General features: G+C 38.0%; 14 protein-coding genes. 7 read left to right on the forward strand and 7 right to left on the reverse strand.

Annotated features, from left to right (window positions below):
• Positions 1-39: 39 nt before the first annotated feature.
• From P1K33_RS12625 to creD, 4 genes are read left to right on the forward strand one after another with little or no spacing between them, the layout of a single operon-like run.
• A complete protein-coding gene (locus tag P1K33_RS12625) occupies positions 40-495 on the forward strand; it encodes a hypothetical protein (RefSeq protein ID WP_284653346.1) in 456 nt (151 codons plus the stop codon).
• On the forward strand, positions 496-1173 hold the full coding sequence (locus P1K33_RS12630) for a DUF1361 domain-containing protein (RefSeq protein WP_284653347.1): 678 nt from the start codon (positions 496-498) through the stop codon (positions 1171-1173).
• Positions 1154-1477 carry a hypothetical protein gene (locus P1K33_RS12635; RefSeq protein ID WP_284653348.1) on the forward strand — a complete coding sequence of 108 codons (324 nt, stop codon included), beginning with the start codon at positions 1154-1156 and terminating at the stop codon, positions 1475-1477. Before P1K33_RS12630 ends, P1K33_RS12635 begins: the two co-directional genes overlap by 20 nt.
• Before the next feature lie 13 nt (positions 1478-1490).
• Positions 1491-2846 (forward strand): cell envelope integrity protein CreD, encoded by a 1356-nt coding sequence (gene creD / locus P1K33_RS12640; RefSeq protein WP_284653349.1) that lies wholly within the window; start codon positions 1491-1493, stop codon positions 2844-2846.
• Between the two features lie 42 nt (positions 2847-2888).
• On the opposite strand, the gene P1K33_RS12645 is transcribed toward creD, so the two are convergent.
• The 7 genes from P1K33_RS12645 to P1K33_RS12675 all read right to left on the reverse strand — a co-directional run bounded on the left by P1K33_RS12645 (position 2889) and on the right by P1K33_RS12675 (position 9827).
• Complete coding sequence (locus tag P1K33_RS12645) at positions 2889-3935, reverse strand: o-succinylbenzoate synthase (RefSeq protein WP_284653350.1); 1047 nt, start codon at positions 3933-3935, stop codon at positions 2889-2891.
• A gap of 3 nt (positions 3936-3938) precedes the next feature.
• Positions 3939-5153 carry a tetratricopeptide repeat protein gene (locus P1K33_RS12650; protein ID WP_284653351.1) on the reverse strand — a complete coding sequence of 405 codons (1215 nt, stop codon included), beginning with the start codon at positions 5151-5153 and terminating at the stop codon, positions 3939-3941.
• A gap of 148 nt (positions 5154-5301) precedes the next feature.
• Entirely contained in the window at positions 5302-5979 is a 678-nt protein-coding gene (locus P1K33_RS12655; RefSeq protein ID WP_284653352.1) for a metal-dependent hydrolase, read from the reverse strand.
• Between the two features lie 15 nt (positions 5980-5994).
• The gene (gene menA / locus P1K33_RS12660; protein ID WP_284653353.1) at positions 5995-6945 is read right to left on the reverse strand and encodes a 1,4-dihydroxy-2-naphthoate octaprenyltransferase; all 951 of its coding nucleotides are present in this window, start codon (positions 6943-6945) and stop codon (positions 5995-5997) included.
• 16 nt (positions 6946-6961) lie between these two features.
• Positions 6962-8464, reverse strand: coding sequence for a PH domain-containing protein (locus P1K33_RS12665; RefSeq protein ID WP_284653354.1), 1503 nt, complete (start codon positions 8462-8464; stop codon positions 6962-6964).
• Complete coding sequence (locus tag P1K33_RS12670) at positions 8464-8997, reverse strand: PH domain-containing protein (RefSeq protein ID WP_284653355.1); 534 nt, start codon at positions 8995-8997, stop codon at positions 8464-8466. Before P1K33_RS12670 ends, P1K33_RS12665 begins: the two co-directional genes overlap by 1 nt.
• Positions 8985-9827: a 1,4-dihydroxy-2-naphthoyl-CoA synthase gene (locus P1K33_RS12675; protein WP_284653356.1), complete on the reverse strand. Its 843-nt coding sequence runs from the start codon at positions 9825-9827 to the stop codon at positions 8985-8987. The genes P1K33_RS12670 and P1K33_RS12675 overlap by 13 nt, the downstream gene beginning before the upstream one ends.
• Positions 9828-9954: 127 nt before the next feature.
• Here P1K33_RS12675 and P1K33_RS12680 point away from each other — a divergent pair, with 127 nt between their 5' ends.
• From P1K33_RS12680 to P1K33_RS12690, 3 genes are all read left to right on the forward strand, one after another.
• Positions 9955-11046, forward strand: a complete 1092-nt coding sequence (locus P1K33_RS12680; protein WP_284653357.1) for a C1 family peptidase — start codon at positions 9955-9957, stop codon at positions 11044-11046.
• 87 nt (positions 11047-11133) lie between these two features.
• Positions 11134-12378, forward strand: a complete 1245-nt coding sequence (locus P1K33_RS12685) for an MFS transporter (protein WP_284653358.1) — start codon at positions 11134-11136, stop codon at positions 12376-12378.
• Positions 12379-12388: 10 nt separating this feature from the next.
• Positions 12389-12910 carry a hypothetical protein gene (locus P1K33_RS12690; protein ID WP_284653359.1) on the forward strand — a complete coding sequence of 174 codons (522 nt, stop codon included), beginning with the start codon at positions 12389-12391 and terminating at the stop codon, positions 12908-12910.
• The last annotated feature ends 63 nt before the right edge of the window (positions 12911-12973 follow it).

The raw sequence follows: 12973 nt of genomic DNA on the forward strand, positions 1-12973 counted from the left end.
TATTTACTTTGAAAAACAAAGTACTTTTAAAATTAATTTATGAGAGATTTAATCATCGAAAAAATGTATGAGTGGAGCAAAAAGCCCTATCAAAAGTTCTTCAAGAAGAACGAACCCTGGAAAGTCAAACCCAAAGAACTAATCCAATATCCGCAGGAAAGCCTGGGATTTCACATGGGTTGCTTTCTGTTGAAATACAATTTTGAAATGCAGCCAAAACTCGAAGACCATGACGTGATTCACGTGCTGACCAACACCGGCGTTTCGGTTATTGAGGAAATCGGGATGCAATATTATTTATTGGGTAACGGCAAAAGAAGTGCCTATCTGTATATGGTCATTTTCATTGGAACGCTCTTCTATCCTACCCGATTCAAAACCTTTTTGGATTATTATAAAAGAGGGAAAAACGCGCATCATTTCTACGATTTAGATTTTGAAAAATTACTGCTTATCCCAATAGAAAACATTCAAAACTCCTTTAACATCAAATAAATGAACTTAGTCCTAAAACTTTTCAATCAGAATAAAAAAGCCAACCAATTGCTGCTTTTCTATAGCATTTATTGCGTTTCACTCTTACTGGTCAGAGCCAAAATTACCCATTCAATTTACCTGTTCTTCCTCATTTGGAATCTATTCCTGGCGGTGATTCCTTATGCAATCACTACACATTTGCTGACTTTGGATTTTAAAAACACCTCCAAATTTAAAATCCTGGCGATTACAGCAATTTGGCTGGCTTTTATCCCGAATGCATTTTACATCATCACCGATTTGGTGCATTTGGCCAATTCTGAAGGCCATATTTTCTGGCTCGATTTGATTATTGTGAGCTCACATGCGTTGATTGGGTTTGCCTTTGGGTTGATGTCCTTACAGCATTTTGAAAAATTAGTCTGGGAATTAACCACGGCTCGAAAAGTCAGCTTACTCATTCCTGTCATTTGCTTTCTGTGTGGCATCGGAATTTACATTGGGCGGATCCTGCGCTACAACAGTTGGGACATCATCAGCAATCCGCTGGACTTGGCCATTGATTTATTCCAAATGGCATTTTCGCCAAAATCGATGCTCTTTGCCATTCACTTTGGCGTATTCATCTATTTCTCTTTTCTCATCAAAAAGAATTTAACATCAAATAATCATACTCATGGAAACACAAATTTTTAACAAAACCGAAACCTCAGGCCGGTTTTCAACCTATCTGGCTATTGGTTCATTTGCCATCGGCACATTAATCCTACTCCTTTATCTGCTCTTTCAGGATAATGGCTACTTACTGATAATCGGCTTCTTTTATGTGCTTTTTGCTTCGCTATTCAACGGACTTGTCTTACTGAATCTGTTATATCGGTTTTGTATTTATCCCAATGACCGGGAAACTTTAGCCATAAAAATGCTGATAATGATAGCCAACATTCCCATCGCCATTCTCTATTTCTATATCGCAATGCAACAAAATTATTCATACTAAAAACAAGTAAATCATGGAAAATCAAGAACACCAAAACACCGAAGAAAAAACATTCTTTCAATCGACAACCGCCAAAATGATTATGGTCGGTTTGCTCACGCTCTTTTTACTCATTCCGCTCTTTTATGTTCAGAATTTAATTGCTGAACGTTCCCAGCGAAAGTCGGAAGTCGTCAATGAAATTGCCACATTATGGGGAAGCGATGTTGCTTTTTACGGACCGGTTTTGAGAATACCGTATAACTCTTATGAAAATATCAATGTAACCGATACCAAAACCGGTGTAACGACCATTCAGAAGAAAGCAACAACCAGTTATGCCTATTTCTTCCCGAATGAATTGACCAATACTTCAAAAGTGAAGAAAAATGAATCCCTAAAACGCGGACTTTTCAATCCGGTAGTTTTTACGGCAGACATGAGTTTTAAAGGAAATTTCACCGCGCCTAATTTTGCCAAACTCAATATCCCGGAAGAAAGCATTCAATGGGACAAAGCTTCTATTATCGTTAAAACAACCAATCTGAAAAGCATCAAAAGCGAATTAAAAATTCAGCTGAACAACGAAAAACTTTCTTTTGAGCCGCAAAACAACGACAAAAGCGAATACAGCATTTTGGCGACCACTATTTTTAATTACAAAACTTTGGCCGGTAATGACAAAATCAATTTCAATTTTGGCATTACCTATAACGGAAGCAACAGCATCAACTTCATTCCGATTGGAAAAGTGACCAATGTGTCTATCGACTCCGATTGGGAATCACCAAGTTTTGAAGGCACATTTGCTGCCAATGACACTACCAAAGTGGTAAATAAAGATGGTTTTCACGTAGATTGGAAAGTTTTGGACATCAACAGAACGTTTTCGCAGCAATACACCAACTTTATGCCCGATTTGGATGATTACCTCTTTGGCGTAAAATTAATCGATACTGTGGATGAATATCAGCAAAACGAAAGGGTTTCCAAGTATGGCTTCCTGGTGATTGGTTTAACCTTCCTGATTTTCTTCCTGATTCAGTCCATCAGCAAAATCAATATCCACATTTTCCAGTATTCTATGATTGGCATCGCGCTGATTATGTTCTATACACTTTTGATCTCCATTACAGAACACAGTAGCTTTACTTTGGCGTATGGCATTTCCGGAATTGCAGTAGTCATCATGATTACGCTCTATTCAATTTCGATACTCAAAAACAGAAAGTTTCCGCTCTTTATCGCAACCTCACTTTCGGTATTGTACACGTTCATTTATGTAATTATCCAAATGGAAGATTATGCACTTTTGGTAGGAAGCATTGGCTTGTTCTTTATCCTCGGAGCAGTGATGTATTTCTCCCGAAAAATTGATTGGGGAAAATAACTTTTCAGCCTATAAAAAACCTGCTTTATGAGCAGGTTTTTTTTATTTAAAATTGTCCAAATCGATTTTCCAGTCGAGGTCATTTCGATACCAAAGTTGGCCTTGGGAAACTTCGAGCGGACAATCAAAATTATTGTCATACAAACTTCCGGTACCTAAACCTTGCGGCATCAAATTATTCAGTCCAAAAGTAAATTGGGCAATAGCGTTCAAACCGATGTTACTTTCCAAAGCGGAAGTAATCCACCAACCGATACTTAATTTTTCGGCTATGGAAATCCATTCCAAAGTACCGCGAAATCCACCGATAAAACTCGGCTTCAAAATGATGTATTGTGGCTTAATTTTTTGCAGCAATTGTTCCTTCTCTTCAAAAGAAAACACACCGATGAGTTCTTCGTCCAAAGCAATGGGCAAATTGGTGTTTTTACACAGAACTGACATCATGTCAGTATGATTTTTTTGAATCGGCTGCTCTATGCTATGTAATTTAAAACCAGTGATTTGATTAATTTTATTTAAAGCTTCATTTTCAGAAAAAGCACCGTTAGCATCGACCCGAATCTCAATGGTTTGCTCATCAAAATTTTGACGGATAAAACGCAAAAGATCTAATTCTTTATCAAAATCTATCGCGCCAATCTTCAATTTTATACAGCTAAAACCCTGCGCAATTTTGTCTTCAATTTGCTGTTTCATAAACGCTTCGTCACCCATCCAAACGAGTCCGTTAATCACTATGGATTTTTCTCCGGAAGTAAATTCAGAAGGAAATAAAACAAACGGATTTTGACTTCTCATCGACAGAAAAGCCATTTCAATTCCGAATTGAATCGATGGAAACTCGAGTAATTCATTCCACAATTTTTCCTCCCCAAGATGAATATTTTCACAAACCCATTGCAGTTTTTCTTCATAATCGGGACGATCATCAGCCGATAATCCACGTAGAATTCCGCACTCACCTATTCCTTTTTTAAACTCATTTTCGATCACAATAAACCAGGTTTCCTTAGTCGTCAAAACGCCTCTGGAAGTACCCGAAGGTTGCTTAAAACGGAGCACATATTTATGGTAAGTTGCTTTCATTTTTTAGTCTAAAACGCGAAGGATTTTTTTGAAATTTTTTGTTGGCAATCCTCTTTTTTGAAAGTTGAGAAAGTCAATTCTGACTTGTTCCTTCCAAGGTTTTTCTGTTGATAAATTTTGACTCTGATACTTTTTATGGATTTCTTTAGCCTCAGAAAGTCGATCCGTAAACATATAAACATGGGCCAAATCAAGATAAAAAATGATTTCGGCTGGATTTAATTCTAATCCTTTTTGATAAGCTTCTTCGGCTTTTGAATATTGCTTAGAAAGCAAATAATAATCGCCCAATATACCGTAACCTCTATAATTTTGCCTATTCTTGGCCACCATTTCAGATTGAATCAAGTCAATGGCTTCAGTGGTTTTTCCATCCTTGAACAGCTTTGCCGCTTTATCACAAACCACTTGACACCATTTATCAATTTCACCCGTTTTGGTCAGACTTGCTTCAGTAGCAATTTCAATGGCTCTGTTTTTCTCGGCTGGCAATAATTGTTTAAAATAGGGATATTTGAATTTGTCCATGATGTTTTCCAAAAACAAACCATAAAACTGGTCTTTTTTAGTAAGATAGTTCACAACTTCCAATTTTGAAGCCAATGCCAATACCTCCTTTTTGCCTTCCACTGTCCAGCCTTTTCTTAAATTGTAATCAACCCACGGCACAACTTCCAGGACAACCTTTGCCTTCATGAGCCAATTGCCACTTTCAAAGCCAAACCAGAGGTTTTGCGCACCCTGAGGAATGCATCTTGACTTTTCTGTAAGCAACTTTGCTGATTTGCTTACCGGTTCGTCCTGACTGGCACAGGCATTTTTGAGAACGCCTGTTTTTTCATATTGTAAAGCATCATTCTCATTGGTAAACACATAAAACTTACACTTGTCTTCCCCGGTAATCGCAGAAAGCAAAAATACCGTTCCGGCTGCGCCCTGACTAATCCCTGACGGATCAGGAATGGATTTTAGGATAGAAACCAAACTGGAACTCAATTTCTGATTGTCATCCAAAACGGACATGCGGTAAACGACTTCAGTGGTTCCGACAGGAAAGTCGGCTGTTTTAAGTATTTTACGCTTTCCGGCGTCGAGGATAATGGTTTCATTGGTGTTTCTGACATTGTCCCAAAAGCCTTCTTCGCTTTGCGCAAAGCTGATAGTCGAACAACCCCAAAACAAACCTAATAACAAGTACTTAATATATGTAAATTTCATTTTTTTAGTGGTCATATATTGAATCACCTTTTATTTATTGGTGTTTGCTTACGCAAACTCTTTGTCTGTGGTGATTTCATATTCTATTTTTCGTTTTTAAAACAAGAAGAGTGCCAAAACTGACACTCTTATTTTTGTATGGAGCAAATCATAATTTAATACTTTGCCCGATATCAAGCAGCATCAGGTCTTTTCCGGCGTCGAAGAACTTCTTCTTCGCTTCATCATGATTGATGACAATAAATCCGAAAGTATCATAATGACAACCCAATATCTTGTCGCAATCGACAAAATCTGCTGCTAAAATCGCATCTTCCACATCCATGGTGAAATTATTGCCGATGGGGAAAATGGCCAAATCCAATTTGGTTCTCATCGGAATCAGTTTCATATCCATTGTCAGCGCCGTATCGCCCGAGATATAGATGTTTTTGTGTTCGCCTTCAATCACAAATCCGCCCGGATTTCCGCCATAACTGCCATCAGGAAACGAGCTTGAATGAATGGCATTAACATATTTTACTTTTCCAAAATCAAATTGCCAGCTTCCACCGTGATTCATCGGATGGTATTGAAAACCTTTGTTGCCATAATGTGTTGCGATTTCCCAATTGGAAACAACAATCGAATTGTTATTCTTCGCAATGGTTTCCACATCGAGGATATGATCCTGATGCGCGTGTGTCAAAAGGATATAATCGGCTTTTAAGCTATTAATATCAATATGACCGGCATTTGGATTACCTGAGATAAACGGATCGATTATGATGTGTTTTCCGCTTACTTCAATTCCGATGCTGGAATGTCCGTAGAAGGTTATTTTCATAACTTAACTTTTAAATTAAACTAAATTCACCACAACATCTGAGATAAAAAATATCAAACTCAAAGCCAGTAAAATCGAAAGCAAAAAAGTAGTAATAGCTAATTTTTTCAACTCAGGATCTAAAAGTTTTGGGTTTTTATTTCTGTAAACAGTTAACAAATGGCTCATCAAAGGAAAATAAGCCACCACAAAAATATATTGGTCAAAATTAAAATCATTTAGAAAAGCAAACAACAACACCAGAACCATAGCGGTAATCACCAAAAAGAAATGGTATTTTTTGGCAGTTGCACCGCCCATTTTTACAACAATCGTATTCTTTCCTGCTTTTCTGTCGCTTTCTTCATCACGCATATTGTTTAAATTCAGCACTCCAACACTCAAAAAACCAATCGCAATGGAAGGTAGAAACAACAGCCAGTTGAGTTCTTTGGCAAACATAAAATACGAGCCAAAAGTACTCACCAGTCCAAAGAAAATAAACACAAACAAATCGCCGTAACCTCTGTAACCATAAGCGCCTTTTCCAACGGTATAGCGGATTGCAGAAGCAATCGCCATAATCCCGAGTACCAAAAAGATAATCGAATAGTAGAAATATTTAAAGTGAAACGCATTGTAAATTAAGGCGATGGCTGACAAGAATGTCAATAAGGCCGTAATGACAATTCCTTTTTTCATCGCTTGTGGTGAAATGGCACCGCTTTGAATGGCGCGTTTTGGCCCAACTCTATCATCATTATCCGTGCCTTTTACGCCGTCACCGTAATCGTTGGCGAAATTGGACAATATCTGCAAACCAACAGTGGTCAGTAACAGTAATCCGAAAATCCTCCAGTTAAAAACTTGTGTCGGTGTCAAAACTTCTTCGGTCGGTCTGGAAAGTGCATAAAAACTTCCAACAATAATTCCCGATACCGAAAGTGGCAATGTTCTAACGCGTGCGGCTTCAATCCAGTGTTTCATAGTAGTTTTAATTTATTTACATCCAATTGCTGTTTGAGGTTTCAATCTCATACAACCAAAGGTTTACATACTCGTTTATTTTATCAAACTTTCCCAAATGAAAAGTAATGTTTCCGCCTGCAGTATGCATCGTCAGCGAACCTATATTTAAGCTTTTGTGCCAAAATAACTGTGAAGTCGTTATGGCTTGTATTTTTTCAATCTGAATGATGTTATGATCAATATCCCAGGCACCACTTTGCTTGATGATATGATTGTCATTGACAAACAATCGGTAATTCCTGAACCCGAAAAACAATACAACCAATACAAAAACGGCATAAAAAACAGCCACATTTAAGTATTCAAATGCTTTGGGTTCAATATAATTTCCAAATATCCAATAACCCGTTAAAGGTAGTACAATTATCAGAAAAATGGAAAATATCAGTTTGCGAAAATTAGGCTTCATCATAATGCCTTTTTGCGGTAGTTCCTTGAACAACAATTTCAAAATTTCATCGCGTTCAAAAGCATTACAGCCTGGAATTTCAATCAGTGATTTGCTTTCCTGCTTTCCGTTGCTAATGGCCTGCTTGATTTTTATCTCAAGGACATCGAGCTTTTTTTGAAGATAATTTCTGGAAATTTTGACAATCTGAACTTTCTCTGGTTTCAATATGGTGCTTTGGGTATTTATAAGACCATACGTCAACATTAACGAACCTTTTTGTTTCGTTACTGCATAATCGAAAAACTTGATTAAGGTACGGCCGATATTGATCAGAAAAACAACACTGAACATAATCAGGACGAATATCAAACCTGAATACCACAGCGAATTGTTATCGACAAAACCTTCTATGCGTTCGGTTTTGATAAAGTCTTCCGCTCCGGCCTGATGGAGGTTTTCATAAATCGTAAAAAAGAACGTCAGTATCAATCCGACACTTTTGACATAATTAGAAGTAATCCCGATTTTCAGTAAGCTGACCAAATTAATTTTGAGGAAAGGAATGGCTTTCTGTTCTGTTGTTTCTGTTGTAACTTCATTTTCAGCAACAACCGCTTTCTTGCCTTCGTTTTCCAGCAATTTCGATTTTAAGGCAATCGCCAACTTATGCGAAATGGCTTTGATATTACCTTCTTTCTTATCGCTTCCGGCGGTATCGACATCTAACGCATAAACACCAATGATTCGTTGTACCAACGATTGTTTGATATTTACCTGCTGGATTTTATGCAGTTGAATAGTCGTTCTGGTTTTGTTGATGATGCCATCGCTGATGATAAACTCATCGTTTTCGTCATCAATATGGAAAGTAAAATTGCGGTATTTCAGAAAAGAATATATTCCCAACCAGGTAAACATCCCTAATAAAATCAATGAACCAACCAAAATTGATTTTGAGTCTGCTTTAAATAAGGTAATCACAATAATCGGCCAGGTCGCTTTTAACACCTGAAAGGCGGATTCTAAAAAAATCACTAAAATGCCCACCAAAGACTGGCGTTGTGGCTGATTAAAATTGGTTTCCATTACAATTGCTTTTGAATTTTACCCATCAACAATTGTTTGATATTTTCGGCTTCTTCTTTGGCAATTCCGGGAATTTCAATATCACTCGAAACACCACCTGCAGTGAATATTTCCACTTTGGCCAAACCAAAAAAACGGGCAATAAAACCTTCGTGAAGTGCTACGTGCTGTACGCGATTATAAGGAATAACCATCGTATTGGTCGCAATAATGCCACTGCGAAAGATAACATCGTGATTCCTGAAAGCGTATGCTTTTTTCTTAAATCCGATATAGGCAAAAAGCAAAAAGAACAAAACAAACAGTATATAAGCCGTAATAAAAAGCCAATTATTTTCGGCGATTTCTTCAATAAAAATGATTGCAACTGTAAGCGCAATACCAACCAACAAAAGCAGTATTCCCCTGGAGAGCAATATCTCCTTCCAATAATTTGGATGCAATTTGGTCAATGCTACCGTTTCATATCTCGGTAAACTTGTAGTATCTATGGTTTCGTTTGTAAAGTCTTCCATAGCCGTTAAGGAATCCATTTATTTTTCCCAAAGTTGGGTTTTCTCTTTTCCAAAAAGGCATTTCTTCCTTCAATGGCTTCATCCGTCATGTATGCCAAACGCGTGGCTTCTCCAGCGAAAACCTGTTGACCAACCATACCGTCATCAGTTAAATTCATCGCAAACTTCAGCATTTTGATGGAGGTTGGTGATTTCTCCAAAATCTCCTGCGCCCATTGGTAAGCTGTATCTTCCAGTTCTTCATGCGGAATCACCGCATTGACCATGCCCATTTCAAAAGCGTCCTGTGCGGAATAATTTCGACCCAAAAAGAAAATCTCACGCGCTTTCTTTTGCCCAACCATTTTGGCCAGATAAGCCGAACCATAACCACCGTCAAAGCTTGTTACATCCGCATCGGTTTGTTTAAAAATAGCGTATTCCTTGCTCGCCAATGTCAAATCACAAACTACGTGCAAACTGTGTCCGCCTCCAACAGCCCAACCCGGAACAACCGCGATGACCACTTTTGGCATAAATCGAATCAAACGCTGTACTTCAAGGATATTTAACCTGTGGTAGCCATCTTCGCCAACATAACCCTGATGACCGCGGGCTTTTTGGTCCCCGCCGCTGCAAAAAGACCAAATACCGTCTTTGGTGCTTGGGCCTTCAGCCGATAACAAAACCACACCGATAGAAGTGTCTTCCATGGCGTCATAAAAAGCTTTATATAATTCGCTGGTGGTTTTCGGGCGGAAAGCATTGCGGACATTCGGTCGGTTAAACGCAATTCGGGCAACGCCATCACATTTTTTATAGGTGATATCTTCAAATGCTGCGGCAGTAATCCAATTGATGGTACTCATATCAAAAGTTGCTTTATAAGGATTATTATATTTTAGTTAAAAATATTTGTCTGCTGACAAAAACTATTATTTTAGCGTAAAAATAAATCATTTGTTTGACTTTAACCACAACACAAATCATATTCTTATGAATAAAACACTGCTTACCATTGCCTCGCTATTTTTCGGTTTAAATACGTTTGCCCAAGCGTATGATTTTCAAACCATTAAAAATATTGAAGCCACTCCGGTTACCGCACAGGAAAACACGGGAACGTGCTGGAGTTTCTCTTCCACTTCCTTTTTAGAAGCCGAAATCATTCGTACTACAGGTACTACAATCGACTTATCTGAGATGTACAATGTGAGAAATACCTATTTGGATAAAGGAGAAAATTACGTTTCGCGTCAGGGAAAAGCACAATTTGGCGAAGGTGGCTTGAATCATGACGTTATCAATAGCGCTTTGAAATATGGTATTGCACTTCAAAATGAATTCTCAGGAAAAATTTATGATACCGCCAAACACGATCACACCCGATTGGTAAAAGAACTGAATGCCATACTCAAAAAAGCAGTTGAAGACACTCCGGTTAAATACCCAACATGGAAAACCGACTATACAGCGGTTTTAGATAAATATATGGGCACGACAGCCAATGTAAAACCAATTAGTGCTGCCGCTTTTTTAGCCAATTACAAAATCAATTTACACGATTATGTTACGATTACTTCTTTTACCCATCAGCCTGTTTATAGCCAATTCATTCTGAATATTCCTGATAATTTTGCCAATGGTTCTTTTTACAATCTGCCTTTGGATGAATTTGTTCAGAATATTGATTATGCTTTGGACAAAGGATTTACCGTTGCCATAGACAGTGATGTGAGCGAAGCAACTTTTTCGACCAGAACCGGTGTCGCAGTAATCCCTGAAAATGCAGAAGATGTTAACCTGATTAAAGTCGAAATCAAACCGGAGAAAAAAATCACCCCAGAATTCCGCCAGGCTGAGTTCGAAAATTACAATACTACCGATGATCATTTGATGCATATTGTAGGCAAATCCAAAGACCAAAAAGGAAATATCTATTACAAAGTCAAAAATTCCTGGGGCAATAAATCGGGAATTGAAGGCTATGTTTATATGAGTGTTTCTTATTTGAGATTAAAAGCCATTTCAGTTTTATTACACAAAGACGCACTGATGCCGCAGACTAAAAAAGCTTTGGGTTTATAGCCAACCAACATAGAATCACATTATTAAAACCTGCTTTTAGCAGGTTTTTTGTTTTTATTTCTATATTTATCCAAACAAATAAACAAAATGCAACAATTTACCCGCCAGGAAAAGCTCAGGCACTTATTTGGTTTCCCCGTAATCATTGCCTCTTTGGGCTATTTTGTAGATATCTATGATTTGCTTCTTTTTGGGATTGTACGCATTCCCAGTCTGAATGATATGGGATTGGAAGCTGATACTGTTGGTACCATGATTATCAATTACCAAATGGTTGGACTCGTTTTGGGCGGTATTATCTGGGGCATTTTCGGGGATAAAAAAGGAAGGCTTTCGGTGCTTTTTGGTTCAATAATAGTGTATTCCTTAGCCAATATTGCCTGTGGCTTTTTACCGCAAATGGATTTTGCAGACAAAGGCGTAATTTATGCCTGGCTTCGTTTTATTGCCGGAATTGGTTTGGCTGGTGAATTGGGTGCCGGAATCACTTTGGTTTCCGAAACCTTACCCAAAGAACTTCGTGCTATCGGAACGTCAATCATTGCCGGCTTTGGGGTTTTGGGTGCTGTGGTAGCACAATTCACCGTAGAGCTCGCGGGAAGCTGGACAACCGCTTATTTTATTGGCGGTGGATTAGGATTGATGTTGTTGGTACTGAGAATCAGTGTTGCTGAAAGCGGCATGTTTAAAAATGTTAAGGAAAACCATTCGATTAAAAGAGGTGATTTTTTGGCTTTTTTTACCACCAAAAAGCTTTTTGTCAAATATCTAAAATGTATTTTAATTGGTGTCCCGATTTGGTATTGCATTGGGATTTTGGTTTTTATGGCCAATCAATTTGCTCCCGAAATGGGCATCACGTCTATCAATCCGGGGAAAGCCATTATGTGGACCTATATCTCAACTTCTGTGGGTGATTTTTCCTCCGGCTTTATTTCCCATGCTTTGCGTTCGCGTAAAAAGACCATTCTTTATATGCAAATGTTTACCTTTATTGGGGTAGCCTTACTCCTTTTTAGTGGTAACAAAAGTGAAAATATGTATTATTTCTACTGTGGCTGGATTGGCTTGGGCTCTGGTTTCTGGGCAATGTTTGTAACCGTTTCCGCAGAACAATTTGGCACCAATATGCGAAGTACTGCCACTACCAGTGTGCCCAATATGGTTCGTGGCTCAGTACCGATTATGCTGATTGGGTTCGATTATTTAAAACTCAGCAATACGGTGATTTTCTCGGCGGCTGTTATCGGACTGATTGCATTTTCTTTGGGAATTTATGCAACCTTTACCATCAGTGAAACACATAATAGAGAAATGGATTTTGTGGAATGATAATAACACTATGAAAAAACTCGGAACCTTTCTGCTTATCATTTTAATTTCTGCACTATTAGCGGCTATTTACGGTGCATTGCACGATCAGGTAACTTATACTATTTCGAGTGAATATTTCACCGTATTTAAGTTTGACCAATTTGGCTTTACCGATTGGGGCCATAAAAATCCGAGGGCAACAACTGCTTTAATTGGAATATTGGCTACTTGGTGGGTCGGATTGTTTATCGGTATTTTTCAGGGCTTGATTGGTTTCATTCACAAAACACCAAAGCTGATGTTTCAATATGCTTTCAAAGCGGTATTGATAACATTAGGCATTACCATAATTTTTGGTTTTGTTGGTTATCTAACCGAGAAATTTAACCCTACGGCTTATCCTGATTGCTGTTCTCCATATACCATAAAAGATGGAAAGAGTTTTCGGATTGTTGGTTCCATTCACAATTACAGTTATGCCGGCGGTGAAATTGGTGCCTTTATCGGAATTGCTTATCAAATTATTATGAAAAGAAAAACGATGGTTTAAATCCGCTTTTTTAACAACAATTTTGGAATCTAAAATTAAGAATTCTAAATCCAACCTTTGTAT

Origin of the sequence: Flavobacterium terrisoli (genome assembly GCF_030167905.1) — a bacterium.
Lineage (GTDB): Bacteria > Bacteroidota > Bacteroidia > Flavobacteriales > Flavobacteriaceae > Flavobacterium > Flavobacterium terrisoli.

Excerpts from the sequence above, each read along its gene's own strand:
- P1K33_RS12630 (WP_284653347.1), top strand. The coding sequence starts at position 496 with ATGAACTTAGTCCTAAAACTTTTCAATCAGAATAAAAAAGCCAACCAA.
- P1K33_RS12665 (WP_284653354.1), bottom strand. The coding sequence starts at position 8,464 with ATGGAAACCAATTTTAATCAGCCACAACGCCAGTCTTTGGTGGGCATT.
- creD (WP_284653349.1), top strand. The coding sequence starts at position 1,491 with ATGGAAAATCAAGAACACCAAAACACCGAAGAAAAAACATTCTTTCAA.
- P1K33_RS12655 (WP_284653352.1), bottom strand. The coding sequence starts at position 5,979 with ATGAAAATAACCTTCTACGGACATTCCAGCATCGGAATTGAAGTAAGC.
- menA (WP_284653353.1), bottom strand. The coding sequence starts at position 6,945 with ATGAAACACTGGATTGAAGCCGCACGCGTTAGAACATTGCCACTTTCG.
- P1K33_RS12690 (WP_284653359.1), top strand. The coding sequence starts at position 12,389 with ATGAAAAAACTCGGAACCTTTCTGCTTATCATTTTAATTTCTGCACTA.
- P1K33_RS12685 (WP_284653358.1), top strand. The coding sequence starts at position 11,134 with ATGCAACAATTTACCCGCCAGGAAAAGCTCAGGCACTTATTTGGTTTC.
- P1K33_RS12625 (WP_284653346.1), top strand. The coding sequence starts at position 40 with ATGAGAGATTTAATCATCGAAAAAATGTATGAGTGGAGCAAAAAGCCC.
- P1K33_RS12675 (WP_284653356.1), bottom strand. The coding sequence starts at position 9,827 with ATGAGTACCATCAATTGGATTACTGCCGCAGCATTTGAAGATATCACC.
- P1K33_RS12650 (WP_284653351.1), bottom strand. The coding sequence starts at position 5,153 with ATGAAATTTACATATATTAAGTACTTGTTATTAGGTTTGTTTTGGGGT.
- P1K33_RS12645 (WP_284653350.1), bottom strand. The coding sequence starts at position 3,935 with ATGAAAGCAACTTACCATAAATATGTGCTCCGTTTTAAGCAACCTTCG.
- P1K33_RS12635 (WP_284653348.1), top strand. The coding sequence starts at position 1,154 with ATGGAAACACAAATTTTTAACAAAACCGAAACCTCAGGCCGGTTTTCA.
- P1K33_RS12670 (WP_284653355.1), bottom strand. The coding sequence starts at position 8,997 with ATGGATTCCTTAACGGCTATGGAAGACTTTACAAACGAAACCATAGAT.
- P1K33_RS12680 (WP_284653357.1), top strand. The coding sequence starts at position 9,955 with ATGAATAAAACACTGCTTACCATTGCCTCGCTATTTTTCGGTTTAAAT.